This is a genomic window from Vibrio natriegens NBRC 15636 = ATCC 14048 = DSM 759 (assembly GCF_035621455.1).
Classification (GTDB): Bacteria; Pseudomonadota; Gammaproteobacteria; order Enterobacterales; family Vibrionaceae; genus Vibrio; species Vibrio natriegens.
Map to the genome: position 1 here is coordinate 72,935 of NZ_CP141823.1, position 15,275 is coordinate 88,209.

Consider the following 15,275-nt stretch of genomic DNA (forward strand, 5'->3'; position numbering starts at 1 on the left):
CAAAAGCACGTTAGGAATTAGCCGCTAACGTGCTTATAAACACTTAAGATTCTTGCTGTTCTGATTTTAACTCGTGTACCTGAGTAACGACTTTATCAAACTCAGAGCGATCGTTACTCAAGCACAGTCCCGACTCAACGACGCCGATCTCATCATTATTGTAAACGGAAACACGAAGCTCATATTTCTTAGTCAGGAGATAGCTTGAGCCAAACACAATCGTAAATACAACTACCGACAGTATTGGATGTGCTAAAGCAGCGACAAAACTAAATACAAACCCTATTAGCGCAGCGCGTTTTACCTTGCTCTTACTGTCGTGCTCTTTAACGTAAATACTTTTTACGTTGGAAATGGCTAATGGTTTTGAGCTGTTTTTACTAACAATAGCCCCACGTTCAATCCAAACTCGCTGTTTCGTCATTCTTACTCCCGCAGCACAATGTATGCTCTACAACTCAAAGACAATTACTCTGACATTTATTATGCAATCTCACCCATAATTCATCTTCATTAAATGTGAGAGTTAACTCGCAGCTTCAAGCAGTCAAATTTGTAATCTAATTACATAAATTATTTTAAAATAGCGTCTTATCGTAAAGCCTCAAATAAGAAAAACCCACCTAACTTCTGATAAATAAAATAATTTTTGTGAATTTCGTTTTTCGAAAATGTCATTTTCCTTCAAATAATCAGGAATTTTCCTACAATCATAATCAATCCGATAAGGTTGTATACGGGCAAACAATTAACTTTAATAATTAAATGAGGTCCACTGTGAAAAACGTTCTTATTATTGATGCACAACCGCTTTACAGTGACGCACTTGCGACACTTGTAAACAATGTAATGAATACTGCAGACGTAAAACAGTCTACAAGCAGCGCAGAAGTGATGGACTTAGTTCGAAATCAACGGATTGATTTAATTATCTTAGACGTGGTCGTTGGCGATAGAGACGGTATGCGTTTAGCAAAAAATATTTTAGCGACCGGGTACCAGGGTAAGATTCTGTTTATCTCTTCCAAAGACTATTCAAGCTTGTCTAAAGCGGCTTACGAGCTTGGCGCAAACGGCTTTTTGAACAAGAACGAGAGTAAACAAACTATTATGGACGCTATTGTCAGTGTTTCTCGTGGTTACTCGATGTTTAAACTGAAACACACACAGTCTTCAAACAGTGTTGCCTTGTCGAAAAGAGAAGCCATGGTGTTCCACTACTTAGCTCAGGGTTACTCAAACAAGCGAATTTCTGAGCAGTTATCACTGAGTGCAAAAACCATCAGTACTTATAAAACAAGAATTTTGAAAAAGTACCATGCGACTTCTCTAATAGAGTTACTGCATACGCTTCCGCAATCAGAAAACGCTCGGGTTTTCGGTTAAATCGCCATATGTTTTGCAATGGCACCAGTTAAAATCTGGTGCATTGCATCGTAGCGATGGCTTTGCTTCATCTGTAACACGACTTTCGGCCAACCATCCACGTAGTAAGATTCAGGAACACGTATAAAACGATAACCATCTATTGGTGATTGAAACTCGTGTAACACGGTTGCTGCGCCCATCTCTTTGACGAGCTTCAGGACCGCACTGACGTTATCCAATGTCGCAACCCTGTCGATGGTGAGACCTTTCTCTTCCATCACTCTTTTCGCTATTTGTTCGCGCTCTTTCCAGCCGACTAGCCCAAGCATGACAAAAGGTAATTCGGCGGCCTCCTCTAAAGTGGTAATACCCGATTCCTCTGACACAACAACAACCGCTGGTGCATAACCGACAAAGTGCTGGTAAATGGATTTTGGCAGTTCATCATTAAAATAATGCAGTTGAACATCCACTTTACCAAGCAATATGTCCTCAACTGTATGATCATTATTAGTTGTGATCGTGATATGAGCTTTCGGAAACACCGCCATCAATTCCATCGCGAGCAAGTGACCAAACGAGTATTGTGCCACTTGAGGCAAAGAGGTGGTGATATCTTTCTCGTAGTTTTCTGGATCAAACTCAGAGCGAAGCAAGCATGTTTCTAATTGATCAAGCGCGTCAGCAATCTGAGGCAATTGGCGTATCAGATAATCTGTGGGTTCAAAGCGATGGGGATGGCGAATAAATAATTCATCATTCAGCTGTTCACGTAAGCGGGCGAGATATTTGCTGATTGATGCTTCACTCTTCCCGAGAGCTTTAGCAACGGGTTTGAGCTGACGATGCTTTTCTAGCAAAACCAGTATTTTTAATAGATTGAGATCGAGGTCTTTATTCAAAACGAGGCACCACTTACGTCGGATGTTCTTTATCAGAAAAAGTAAGGCAGCCGACTTTTAACAAGCGGCTGCCCTAATATAAAAGACTAAAGTTCTCGTTTGGTCAAATTTATCAAATGGTTATGTCATTGCACTGTTTGTCGTTTCATATACGCACAACATTAAACCAGCCCTGCGGTGCTAATCTCGTCGCTTTTTCATCTCATACAGCTCTTCGTCCGCACGAATAATCACATCTTCAAGGACTTCGTGCTCTTCGCTTGTGGCCAAGCCGGTACAAACACTAATTTCAATATCGAGCGCTTTTAGTCGATTGTCCTTTACGACACCCTGTAATTTTTTAGCAAGTACAGACGCCTGACTTTCGCTGCAACTAGGCAAGATAGCCAAAAACTCATCTCCCCCGGTTCTTACAAGATAATCACTGTTTCTGAATACTTTTTTCATCGACTCAGCAATGATAGCGATAGCGTCGTCACCAACATGATGCCCAAAACAATCGTTAATTTTCTTAATTCGGTTGCCGTCTATCGCCATCACCGAGTAAGAGGCTTCAGCTAATCGGTTTTTAAAGGTGTTATCTTTAAATAACCTCCGATTATATAAGCCTGTAAGTTCATCTTTTGTCACATCAGTCAATGCGTTAGCAAGCTGCATTTTGTTCTGATTTGACTCATGAGCCTTGGAGAAGTAAGCGAACGCAACAATAAAAAAGATCACATACAGATAGCTATAATCCACCAGCAGTTTACTGAAAGGATATTGGTAAACGACCAAGTTATTGTTGTCTGCCATATACGACTGGGTATAGGAAAAATGCGTCCATGGATAACCCGGAAAGTAGATGATCAACTGTTTATTACCATTATTGATGATCGACTTTACCGCTTTTCCTTCTTGGTAAAGCGCAGTTAAATGCATCTGAGTCGAGAATTCACCCACCAGTTCACCATGATGATACACAGGGCTCATGACGCTCAATGCGTATTCACCTGTAGAGCTGCTCTTAAACGGCTTTGAGAACAACACACGATCTGTTAATTGACCTTTCCATGCTTCCTTTGCACAAGAAATATTCTCTTTACATACTTCTAAATCGAACGCACTTTTGTTGTTTTCCAGCCCTTCAACCGGACGCTCAACGATCAGTTTATTTCCGGTGTAAGAACGAAAGTACAGTACCGATGCAGTGTCTTTATAAACATTCGATAAATACTGTTCCGCCTCATGGAAAACTTTACGTGCGACTGCTTCAACGTAATTGAGCTTTTTACTGGAATCTAAAGAATATATCGCATCGCGAAAACTTAAGCTCGTTTGCGATTCTATACTTTCAGCGCTGCTATTCTGGTGCTGATCAAGCTGAGATTCTGTCAGCAAGCCTAACAGAATCACTTGCTGCTTTACCTTAGATAAACCCTCGACATAAGAGCGAAACTGCTTGTTCTCGTATGAGAACACTACCGCGCCAATAGTGACGACCGACGTAACAAACAGTAAAGTAGCGATGAAGAATGACAACGAGACATTTCTTAGATTCACGTTCATATCACGTCCTTTAAATCTCCCGCAACCCTTGTCAACTCAACAATATTGTCGACATTAAATTTGTCTAACACGCGGCGCTTATACGTGCTGACGGTTTTATCGCTGATAGATAATACCTCTGCGATATCGCGGTTCGATTTACCTTGTAACAGGTACTTCATTACCGAGCTCTCTCTGCTTGAAAGCTGTGGTGCCGCTCTTACCTCGCTGGCCACCTGTTTAAACTTAAAGAATGAGTACCCTTTCGATACCGCTTCGATGGCATCTTTCAGTATTTCGTGATTTTCTGATTTACATACATAGCCATCTGCGCCCGAGCGAAATGCCATCTGGCTGTACATTTGGCTTGTTTCAGCAGAGAAGAAAATCACTTTCCCAGCATAACCGTGTGATTTGATACGTTTATAGAAGTCGAAGCCGTCACAATCGGATAAATTCACATCTAGTATTAGTAATTCGATGTCGCACTCTTTAATCGCTGTCAGTGCTGCTCTCGAAGAAGTGGCTGTAATCACTTCATTGGCGACGCCTAACTCTTCAAGCAGGTATTTAATCGCAACACAAACAAGTGGATGATCGTCAAAGATTAAGCAGTTTAGTCTATTCATTTTTTAGCTCAGTATGGTTATGGCTTCTAAGGGCATAGGTTTATTGATGTAAAAACCTTGGCAAAGGTCGATTCCGTATTCACGCATCACTTTCATCGTCGCCTCGTTTTCAACACCTTCTGCGACAACGTGAATATTTAAGCTTTTTGCTAACGAGCGAATGGCAACGACAATATTTCGTTTTTTGGGATCGCTTTCGACACCGTGTACAAAAGAACGATCGATTTTGAGTTCGTTAAAAGGCAGTTGCGCTAACTTTTCAAACGTAGACGAGCCAGTGCCAAAGTCATCAATAGACACCGTGACACCGTTCATTCGTAGCTTGAGTAGGTTTTTATAAATTGAGGTACTGGCCTGGAACGTATCACGTTCAGTAATTTCTATCGTGATTTGTTCCGGCTCTATATCATTGTCATGGCACAGGGAAAGAAAACGGCTCGCAAACTGCGGATCTTCTAAGTTGGCGTGATCAACATTGATGGATACTTTTTGTGTAAAGCCACGATGTTTGATGTCGTAAATGACATTGTTAAATACCGCATCAAAAAGCGCTTTCGACAGACCACAGCGTTCAACAATTGGCAAAAAATGGTAAGGTGATAACACGCCATAAATGGGATGATACCAGCGCGCAAGAGCCTCATAACCAAGCACCTCGCCACTTTTCGTACTAACCAATGGCTGATAGTAGTTTTTTACTCGCCCCTCACCCAACGCCCAGATAAACTCATGATCATCGACTTCGATCGGTTGAATAAATGTCGCTTTCTTTTGTGTGTCTTGCTGCATTTTGTCAACAATGTCAGCGACTTCAAGTTGATCGTAAGGCTTTTGTAACTTACCAACCACCTCAAAGCTAAAGTCATTGCACATGGCTTTAACCGCTGAAATGATCGTCAAGTCCATCGCACTCACTATGACGACCTTGCCTTGATAGTTTATATCATCAAGCAACTCCATCATGTCGACCCCATCTCTTCCGGGCATCATGATATCGCAGAAGATGACATCAAATTGCGTGGTTTCCGCACACATAATTGCTTTATCTACGCAGTTAAATGGGGCAACAAAAGCACCATGCTTGCGTAAGGCATGGGTTAGCAAAGTGGTTTGAAGGGGATGATCGTCGATCACCATGGCACTAAATGTTCTGTTCATGTATTTCTGTCCAGTTCTGTACGTTCTCGATCTCCTGCTCGATATGTATAATGAGTTCCGCTGCAAATTTATCCAATTCTGTAGCACTGACCTTCTCTGCCTTGATGCAAAGATCGGTTAACACTGAAATGCCTATTGCGCCTACCGCTCCCTTAATCCCGTGAATCACTCGTTTTTTGTCATTGTCTGTGGTCGCTTTCTTCAACTTAGCCACATCCGTCGCCATCGATTGGCGGAACACTTGAGCAATTTCTCTGGCATCTTGTGAGGTAAACTTATCAATCCAGTTTATTGATGGGCTTTTTTCTTTCTGACCTAAAAAAGGAAGCAATATGGCCTTCAATTTATCCAAGTCATACGGCTTATAAAGCACATTATCCATGCCTAGCTCGTTCGCTTTCTCACTTGCCAGACGGGAATCTTCAGCCGTTACGCCGATAACTGGCAGCGTTTCAAAAACCTGTGAAGATCTCACTCTCTTAACCAACTCGAAGCCATCCATTTCTGGCATATGAAAATCCGTCAGAAGTGCAGAGACTTGTTCGTTCCGCTGCAGATATTCCCATGCTTCACGACCGTTATTGACGATCACGGGTTCAATACCAAGCTCACGCATCTGCATCAAAATAATGCTCTGGTTGATCGGGTTATCTTCCGCGATCAAAACGGTACCCTTAACCCAAGCGATAGATTCTTGGGGTAATTCCGTTGAAATCACATTCTGATGGCTTTGATCGAACAAGCTTAACAGGGTGTCTGGGTACTGAATCTCACGCAATGAAAGACAAATAGGTGCGATTTCATGCTGACTAAACAGAACGCCTTTACAGCGCCCTTGCTGATCTTTTTCAGGGATTAAATTCGCCGTTATGTCAGACGGTTCATTCGGTGTTTTCATATTCCAGATTTCACACCACTGACGAACAGACAGTGGTAATGCTTCACTGTAAGTCAGCTCTGGATAGTACTCGTAGTTGAGTTCACACAAGGTTACTGGTAGCTTCACAACCATCGTCGTTCCCAGACCATATTGAGAGTCAATCGTGAGGTCTCCGCCCATACATTGGATCAAGCGATCGACAATGCTAAGCCCTAGTCCAGTTCCACCATATTTACGCGTAATCGTGTCATCAGCCTGAACAAAAGGGTCTAAAACACCTTTTAACTGGTTTTCTGTCATTCCAATGCCAGTGTCCGCTACTTTTATGGTCAACTGCGATTCATGCAAAATGACGCTAATCGCAATTTCGCCCTCAGAGGTAAATTTGACCGCATTAGACAACAGATTAGTGATGATCTGGATGAGTCTTAATGTGTCAATTTCCACGAGACGGTGTCTGAAAGGCTTCACGGTTACCTTGTAATCCAGCCCTTTATCTAACGCTTTTGGCTCAAAGCTACGTAAAACGTCGCAAAGTGTTGATAACAAATCCGTTTGTACTGGTACGACAGTTAACTGTCCCGCTTCCAATTTGGAATAATCCAGAACTTCATCAACCAGGGTATTTAAATGATTTAGGGCAAGCATCGCCTGAGATATAAGCTCACGGTTCGAAGTATCCTCTACCTGACGCTGAAGCAAATCGAGAATGCCATGCGCCGCTGACAATGGCGTTCTCAACTCATGGCTCATGGTTGCTAAAAAGTTTTCACGAGCCCGCACAGCCGTCTGCGCCTTCTCTTGCGCATCGATAAGTGCCTGTTCACGTTCCTTCTGATGCGTAATGTCTTGTACGACAGTAAGGACGAATTTTTTCTTACCACTCGGAGAAGAGATTGATTTTCGCTCTCGGTAGACATGGTTAATGCCTAACTTACACCCCGCCGACGCAACCTCTTCGGTAATGCGTTCTCCTTCAATAACTCTGCTCAGCTCATCTTCGTTATCGACAAGGCGCAGACCCGTCGCACAACTTTGTAGGCTACAGCCTTGGCATTGACCATGTTTGTGGCGGGCGCAGTTACTCATCTCTAAGTGGTTATTCTCGTCATGGATAAATACCAGGCTGTTGATTTCCTGAATAATTTCCATAAGCCACTGCTTTTCTTTTTCTTCATTATTGGCATTCAGCTCGGCTAAATTTACCTTTAACTTCAAATGAGCTAAGACAAAATACGCCACAACTAACAGCACAATAAACGCCACGACGCCTGACACAACGATTCTTGTCATGTGTTCATCGTCATAGCCATAGACTAAATTGAAGTTTCGGTGTGAACGAAGCAGCTTTTCTATTTCGTTTGAATCAATCGTGTCGATGACACTATCGAGCATGTTTTTCAGCTGCGTATTGTGGTTAGACACCGCAAAAGCGATAGAGAATGTCAGTGCGTCATGCTCGTTAATGACTAAACCATCGACCTGGTCCTGAGCAATCAAACTATGGACAATATCATCAGGGACATACGCAATATCTAACTTACCCGATTTCAGATCCATCAATAGCTGCTTGGGATCATCGTAGCGAGAAAAGCGATCATGCTGCCATGAGTCTAAGTGCACTAACCCTTGCTTTTTCAAACTGATTAAAATGCCAAGCTTCGAGCTTTCGGTCACATCGACATTGCGCTCTTCCGTTCGGATAGACACGAAGTTGTTACGCATAAAGGGCTTTGTCACCAACCAGTCAGAAACCGGTGCATCATCAACATAAGCCACAGGGACAAGATCAGAGTTAAAAGCGGTCAAGCCACTGCTTAAGCTCGTTTTTGGCTTAACAAATTTAAATGATAAGCCAGTTCGGGATTGAATTAACTCGATGAAGTCCGGAAGAAAACCATCCAGATGATCAGAGTGAGCATTCTTAAATAAAAACGGATACGCTTCTTCGCTGCTGCTGTAAGTAATCTTGTGCTCAACACCTAAATGCTTACGATACTCAACTAATAGCTTGTCGTTGATGTGGTAAGGGTTCTGGGAAGCAACAGAGCGAATATTTTTCCCGCTCTTTTCCCAACTTAGAATCTTATTGATCTGATTAATAAGGTCCTGATTTTCAGGCGAAGTAATGAAACTCACGTTTTCATAATTCAGCCATTCTGGTATGTCTACCAAACCTTTAACGATATTGTGCTGATCAAGATATTGGTTGATCGCGACATAAGTAGAAATGAGTGCATTCGCTTGACCAGAACGGACCTTTTCAAAGGCTTCTAATCGCGTTCTGGCATAACTGATGTTGTCGAACCCCTGAGATTTAAGGTTGTGACAATATGAGCTGCCTTCAACACAAACCCAGTGAATTTCCTGATTTGATCGTTGCTTAAGGCTGGCATCTTGATACCAAACTGCAATGGTGCTTGAAAAGAATGGCTGCGAAAACAGGAAGCGACCTTCCCGTGCACTTGTTTTGCTAAACCCAACTGCGCCATCGATGACACCGCTCTCTACGTCAGCTAACAAAGGAGGAATATGTTTGTAAGGACGAAGCTCTAGCTTGAAGTTAAGCGCTTTTGAAATGTTGGTCAGGTAATCTAGGTTGATGTCATAGAAAGGACCAATACTATCAAGCATTGAGTCACCGGCGTTGTGCTGAGTAATCACGCCAACAACCACCGTGTCTTTTCGCTCTTTAATCGTTGAGTCCGCAGGTGCATTAAAAGAAACCACAACGCTAAATAACGTAACGGATAGCAAGAATAGTTTTCTTAAAATGCTGATCATAACGACTTCCTCTGATTGGGAAGTCAGATTAATCTGAGAGGCTCAAAAGTCAAATATCAACACCACAACAAAACATACATATTATATTGATATATAAAGATTATTTTAAAATTAGTAAGTACATTCCTACAGAATCTTCCACCTTTGACTACATTCTTTTTGCGCTCAATATCTCAGCAAATAATATTAACCAGATTGCATCTTACATTTGTAAAGATGAGGATGAATAACTGTAAGCTCAAATATTCGGCACTTAATACTCAGTAAACGGTTTTTCGCCATCATCTTGAGTGCTTAATGGGATTACGTGATAAACTACACGATTAACAGCAGAATGAAGCTCAACTCTGCGGTACATAGGAAAGATACTTACAACTTCCAGTATACTGGCCATATCAAAACGTTCCGCCAAGTATTCAGGTTAGTAACCGTACCCCGTATGAGCACAGAATTTAAGGTAGTAACTCAAATGGTTAATAACTCAATCCAGTGGTTTCCTGGCCACATGCACAAAGCACGTAAAGAGATCGAAGAAGCGATCCCACAAGTGGATGTGATCATCGAAGTACTGGATGCCCGTATTCCTTTTAGTAGCGAAAACCCTTTGATTTCTCAGATTCGTGGTGACAAGCCGGTCGTTAAGGTATTGAACAAACGCGATTTGGCAGACCCAGAAATGACTCAGCTCTGGATTGATCACCTTGAGCAAGAACAGAATGTGAAAGCGATGGCCATCACAACGTCTGAGCCTCAGGAAGTTCATAAAATTATGGAACTTTGCCGTAAGCTTGCACCTCACCGCGAAGAAATCGGCAAAAACATTCGTACCATGATCATGGGCATTCCAAACGTTGGTAAATCAACCATCATCAATACGCTTGCAGGTCGTACGATCGCCGTAACGGGTAACCAACCTGCGGTAACGCGTCGTCAACAACGTATCAACCTTCAAAATGGTATTGTTCTATCTGACACGCCAGGAATTTTATGGCCAAAAGTAGAAAACCCGCACAGTGGTTTTCGTCTTGCTGCAACAGGTGCCGTGAAAGATACCGCGATGGAATATGATGAAGTGGCATTTTACACCATCGAATACTTAGCCGCTCAATACCCTGATAAGCTGAAACAACGTTATCAAATTGAAGAGCTTCCAGAATCTGATATCGAAATCATGGAAGAGATTGGTCGTCGTCGAGGCGCGTTACGTGCAGGCGGCCGTGTTGATCTACACAAAGTATCTGAAATTCTGCTTCATGAGTTACGTCAGGGAACGTTAGGCCAGATCACTTTAGAGCGACCAGAAATGATTACGCAAGAGCTTATCGAAGTGGAAGTCGAAACCGCGCGTAAAGAAGAAGAAAAAGCCAAACGTAAAGAAGAACGACGTAAACGCTACTTGCGTAACAAGCGTTAATTCCACTCTTTAAACCCTATACCGAAAAGCTCAGCCTAATGCTGAGCTTTTTTATACCAATCTGGATAAGTAGATGGTCTTTTAATTGCGCTGGAAAAATCACTTAGAGCAAGGCATAGATTGCAGTAACTAGTTATTCTAATTTCAAAATCTATAACGCAGCTATCAGCGATTTTACCTAGCAAGAATGATTAAATACTTATTTAGATTGGTATTATACCCAACTCGCTATTTTATCGAGTAAGCGGCTTTTATCGGCTGGTTTCACAATGAAATCAGACATACCGGAAGAGTCAATTTTATCCAAAGTAATGCCTGTGCTATCTCCTGTATAAGCAATAATAGGGACCGACGCATAACGCTTGTTAGAGTTTCGAATCACTTTTGAGGCTTCAATCCCATCCATCACTGGCATTTCAATGTCCATGAGAATCACATCGATACTCTCTGTTTCTAACGCTTCGACCGCTTGTTGTCCGTCTTCTTTCTGAATGACATCAAACCCCTGCTTTTCCAACAATATAGCGGTAAATTTTCGTAGTGATTCGTTGTCATCGACCACCATAATTGTGTGTCTGTCCGAGTGCACCGACGGTACGGTTTCACTGTTGTTTGATGAGACCGTGGTATCCTGTGGCTCAAAAAGAATTTGGTCAATGGTATTTGCTGTATTAAGCAACCACGCTTGCGTTTCTACCCATATCGGTTCATTAACTGGCTGATATTCTTTGGGAACTGGATGACGCTCAAATAAGTAAACGATGCGTGCTTCGCTGTAGGCGAACAAGGATTCAAATTGCTGGAGCTGATCAACAGCGCTGTCTAAGCTATGTAAATCAATAAAAATCGCATCGTAATCACAATCATTTTGCTTGTGATCAAGTGCTTCATTTACTTGCATGCACTTCAGCGAAAAACCCATTTGGCTGCTCGTCTCATAACCTCTGGAGAGAAGTATGTCCTGATTCGACACAACAAGAACCCTCTTCAACATAATGAGTTCTTGTTTGATCTTGGTGACAACGTCAGAGTTTAAGCGCGGAAAGCTCAAAGTAAACTGAGACCACTCACCGAGAACGGACTTCGCCTCAATGCTACCGCCAAATGAGGACATCACCTTTTTACAGAATGGCAACCCGAGACCATAGCTTTTTGATTTGCCAGTGGTGTAAAAGTCCTGAAAAATATTGGGAATCACGTCAGACGCGATACCTGCACCATTGTCCGTCACAATGATTTTATTTACCGACTCTTCAGTTTTTAGCTCTACAAGAATATGGAAATCTTCGGAGCTACGGTGATGAAAAGAATTCTTCAAAAGGTTGTACATAATATATTGAAGCAGTGTATCACTACCTAAGAAGCAGAATTCGTCCCGCACATCCAGAGAAATAACGCGTTTGTCTGTCGAACGCTCATAGCTGAAACTGTCTATCGCCTGCTCTACAACATCACGAGAGGAATACTTTTTGAAAGTGGAGCGCGAAATACGATTTTCATCAATAGAAGTAAGCAATAAATCAATCGTCTCATTCGCTGAATGAATAATACTCTTGGCGTCTTGACTGACTTCATTTAGCAGCGCGATATCTTTACCCGTCATAAGATATTGATCGCTATCGGCCATTTGCTTACCTGGCAATATAGAACGAATCAGTTCAATAGACGTCGAAAGACCACTAAGAGGGTTGCGCATTTCATGAGCGATGCCTGCACCAAAATATTTGGCTAATGACACTCTTGATTCGTGTTCAACTTGGTTTCGCACATAGAACATATTGCCAAAAACATAGATAAACAAAAAGATCGGAACATGTGCCCAATCCATTGCAATGTCAATTTGGAAACCTTTTGATACCCAGGCAAAAAACGTCGCTAGCGCAACTCCAGTAAAGGTCTGTGCAAACATGACTCTGGTGACATGTACTAACAAAATGTGCAGGAAGATCGCACACATGAACGACATCACCCAAACTTCGGACCAGTCATTCATCAACAACATATAGAAGAAGAAAAATGGCAAGCAGAGTGTGATGGTAACCTGGTAATAAATGGGAATGTAACGGTGCCAAGCCGAAGGAAATCGATTTCTGAAGATAATGCCTAAGAATAATAGTGAGCAGAACAAACGCAGCGGTAAGTTTTCATAAGTTTGTGGAAACATCATTTCCCAAACCACGTAATATAGAGGGAAACCAATAAAACCTAGCCAGCCAACAAGTGTGAGGTTGGGCTCTGCGTACTGATAGACTTTACGCATCGCATCCATATAACCCAACTTACCTGCTTTACTCTGATGTTCCATATCTGTCACTGATTATCATTGTTATTATCTTTTTGGGCTGGTGATTATATAGGACTCAACCACGATATACAGTATGGAATGGTATAAATATTAAACAATCTTGCTCTTGCCCAACAAAAAGAGCAGCGACCTGCTGCTCTTTATACATATAACATCATAAGCTAACGCGATGGCTACGAATAGACAACATGGTCCTCAATGCCATTTACCAAAGCTTGCGCACTCGGCCAACTAAACACTTTTTCCATCACTTCCGTGCCTCCCGGTGCGCGCCAAATACGCTCCTGGCACTCTCGCCCACCGATATGGCGATAAAATTCAATTGCTGAAGTATTTTGTGAAACGACTTCCAGATATAAGCCACTGTCTTTGAAGAATTGTTGCTGCCATTCAGCGGCGGCAAGTAAGAGTTGTTTTCCGATACCACGGCTACGAAACGCGTCATCGACATGCAATGCATCAATAAAAGTTCCACGCTCAAAATCATGGTTACCAAAGATGCAAACAAAGCCAATTAAAAGACCACCCTCTTCTGCAAGTACGATGTGCTGATTAAACGGAGGATTGGTAAGACGGGTCTGCCAAATCAGCATTTTATCATCCAAAGCATCTTTGTCTAAATAACTGCTACTGAGGATACCTTGATAGTGACGTTTCCAACTCTCCGCATGCAGATGCGCGATGCGCTCGTAGTCCTTATATTCCGCTAGTCGTAAATCCATTACGTATTCCTATATTCTTATAAATCCTGCTCTTCTGCCATAATTTGGTCTTTTTCACTAATTTAGACCTTATTTACTGGTAGATTTTCCATAGCTTAAGCCAAAGCTCATTTTTTAATACTACTCATTATTTAATTAAAAGCAAAATATGCCGACAAGTTTATGGAGAATACACTACAAGAATCATCACATTTGTATAACTTCAATTTGACTTACACGTGTACGCTGATATTCTAGCGCACAGTTGTTAGCTCAAAGTCAGGAAAACACTGTGACTCAAAACAGACCACCTATTATCTGGTTGAATATATTAATATTTTCGGCCAGCTTCGTTCTTACTTTCATTGTTGCACCTTGGTATGCCTACCGCTTTGGGTTGGGCTGGGAACATTTGATTTGGGGCATTATTGCGTTCAGTTTTACCAACTTGTCGATTACTGCGGGATATCATCGCCTTTGGAGCCACAAAACGTATGAGGCTCATCCAATTTTACGTTTCGTATTTGCTATAGGCGGTGCGTTTTCTCTACAAAACAGTGCATTACATTGGTCGTCCGATCACCGTGTCCATCACAAACACGTGGATAACAACGATAAAGATCCCTATTCAGCCAAGCGTGGCTTCTGGTACTCACACATTGGCTGGATGCTACGTGATTACAATAAGTCCAAGCAAAATGAATACACTAACTGTCGTGATCTGAAACGCGACAAGATTGTGATGTGGCAACACGACTACTATGTCCCACTTGCGCTAGTGACAAATATCGGTTTTCCCGTTGCCTTGGGACTTCTTTATGGTGATGTATGGGGAATGCTACTGGTTGTGGGCGCAGTTCGCTTATTTATGAGCCACCACACGACCTTTTTTATCAATTCATTGGCTCATGTTTGGGGTAAACAGACGTTTACTGACAAAAATACAGCGCGTGATAATGGAATCCTGGCCTTTTTTACCTTTGGCGAGGGTTACCATAATTTTCATCACATCTTTGAGAATGACTACCGTAACGGCGTATATTGGTGGCATTACGACCCAACCAAATGGCTGATTAAATCTTGCTCTTGGTTAGGGTTAACCTCGAAATTACGTACAACGCCGACTTTCAGAATAGAAAAAGCGCGGGCTACCCAATTGTTGAAGACAACTAAAGAAAAGCTAGAATCAAGGCCTAATACACAACCGATTCTCGACCAACTTCAGCAAGAGTTTGATTCTCTTGTTCATCATATGCAGGAGTACTATGAAGTTCGAAAAGAGCTGTTCAGTCAAAAGACCGCAGACGTCGTGAAAAAGTATGAATACTCACTCTGCAAATTGAAGTATCAGCAGATCAAAGCCGAGTTTGAAAGACAACAGCAGAGCTGGAATCTAATGATTCGTCAATACGCGTAACCTTATCCCGACCTCCTGTTAAAAAGCTCCGAGTTATCGGGGCTTTTGCTTCTTATATCCCTCTTAATTCACAATCCGCTTTCAACTGCCTTTTTTGAAAATTTTCTGGACACCAAGTCGTTTTAATTGCAAATCAACCTCAGTATTTTGTTTCTTTCCTAACCATACAATTCAGCATATAACACCTATT

At 42.0% G+C, this 15,275-nt stretch carries 11 protein-coding genes; 3 read left to right on the forward strand and 8 right to left on the reverse strand.

The features are described 5' to 3' along the window. Window positions 1-43 precede the first annotated feature (43 nt). Window positions 44-424: a hypothetical protein gene (locus VER99_RS14930; protein ID WP_020334767.1), complete on the reverse strand. Its 381-nt coding sequence runs from the start codon at window positions 422-424 to the stop codon at window positions 44-46. Window positions 425-777: 353 nt separating this feature from the next. Between VER99_RS14930 and VER99_RS14935 the strand changes: the two genes are divergently transcribed. Further along, entirely contained in the window at window positions 778-1,386 is a 609-nt protein-coding gene (locus VER99_RS14935) for a response regulator transcription factor (protein WP_014234094.1), read from the forward strand. On the opposite strand, the gene VER99_RS14940 is transcribed toward VER99_RS14935, so the two are convergent. From VER99_RS14940 to VER99_RS14960, 5 genes are all read right to left on the reverse strand, one after another. Continuing rightward, on the reverse strand, window positions 1,383-2,270 hold the full coding sequence (locus VER99_RS14940) for a LysR family transcriptional regulator (protein WP_020334766.1): 888 nt from the start codon (window positions 2,268-2,270) through the stop codon (window positions 1,383-1,385). The two genes, VER99_RS14935 and VER99_RS14940, sit on opposite strands and share 4 nt — an antisense overlap. Before the next feature lie 180 nt (window positions 2,271-2,450). Next, window positions 2,451-3,818 (reverse strand): GGDEF domain-containing protein, encoded by a 1,368-nt coding sequence (locus VER99_RS14945; protein WP_020334765.1) that lies wholly within the window; start codon window positions 3,816-3,818, stop codon window positions 2,451-2,453. Next, window positions 3,815-4,426, reverse strand: coding sequence for a response regulator transcription factor (locus tag VER99_RS14950; RefSeq protein ID WP_014234091.1), 612 nt, complete (start codon window positions 4,424-4,426; stop codon window positions 3,815-3,817). Before VER99_RS14950 ends, VER99_RS14945 begins: the two co-directional genes overlap by 4 nt. 3 nt (window positions 4,427-4,429) lie before the next feature. After that, window positions 4,430-5,584 (reverse strand): EAL domain-containing response regulator, encoded by a 1,155-nt coding sequence (locus tag VER99_RS14955; RefSeq protein WP_020334764.1) that lies wholly within the window; start codon window positions 5,582-5,584, stop codon window positions 4,430-4,432. Then, the gene (locus VER99_RS14960; protein ID WP_020334762.1) at window positions 5,568-9,248 is read right to left on the reverse strand and encodes an ATP-binding protein; all 3,681 of its coding nucleotides are present in this window, start codon (window positions 9,246-9,248) and stop codon (window positions 5,568-5,570) included. Before VER99_RS14960 ends, VER99_RS14955 begins: the two co-directional genes overlap by 17 nt. A 469-nt stretch (window positions 9,249-9,717) precedes the next feature. Here VER99_RS14960 and ylqF point away from each other — a divergent pair, with 469 nt between their 5' ends. Then, window positions 9,718-10,662: a ribosome biogenesis GTPase YlqF gene (gene ylqF / locus VER99_RS14965; RefSeq protein WP_020334760.1), complete on the forward strand. Its 945-nt coding sequence runs from the start codon at window positions 9,718-9,720 to the stop codon at window positions 10,660-10,662. A gap of 214 nt (window positions 10,663-10,876) precedes the next feature. Here ylqF and VER99_RS14970 read toward each other — a convergent pair whose 3' ends face one another. Then, window positions 10,877-12,931 carry an ATP-binding response regulator gene (locus VER99_RS14970; RefSeq protein WP_024372938.1) on the reverse strand — a complete coding sequence of 685 codons (2,055 nt, stop codon included), beginning with the start codon at window positions 12,929-12,931 and terminating at the stop codon, window positions 10,877-10,879. A 209-nt stretch (window positions 12,932-13,140) separates the two neighbouring features. Beyond that, window positions 13,141-13,689, reverse strand: coding sequence for a GNAT family N-acetyltransferase (locus tag VER99_RS14975; RefSeq protein ID WP_014234086.1), 549 nt, complete (start codon window positions 13,687-13,689; stop codon window positions 13,141-13,143). 271 nt (window positions 13,690-13,960) lie between these two features. On the opposite strand from VER99_RS14975, the gene VER99_RS14980 reads away from it, so the two are divergent. Next, the gene (locus VER99_RS14980; protein ID WP_020334756.1) at window positions 13,961-15,085 is read left to right on the forward strand and encodes an acyl-CoA desaturase; all 1,125 of its coding nucleotides are present in this window, start codon (window positions 13,961-13,963) and stop codon (window positions 15,083-15,085) included. The last annotated feature ends 190 nt before the right edge of the window (window positions 15,086-15,275 follow it).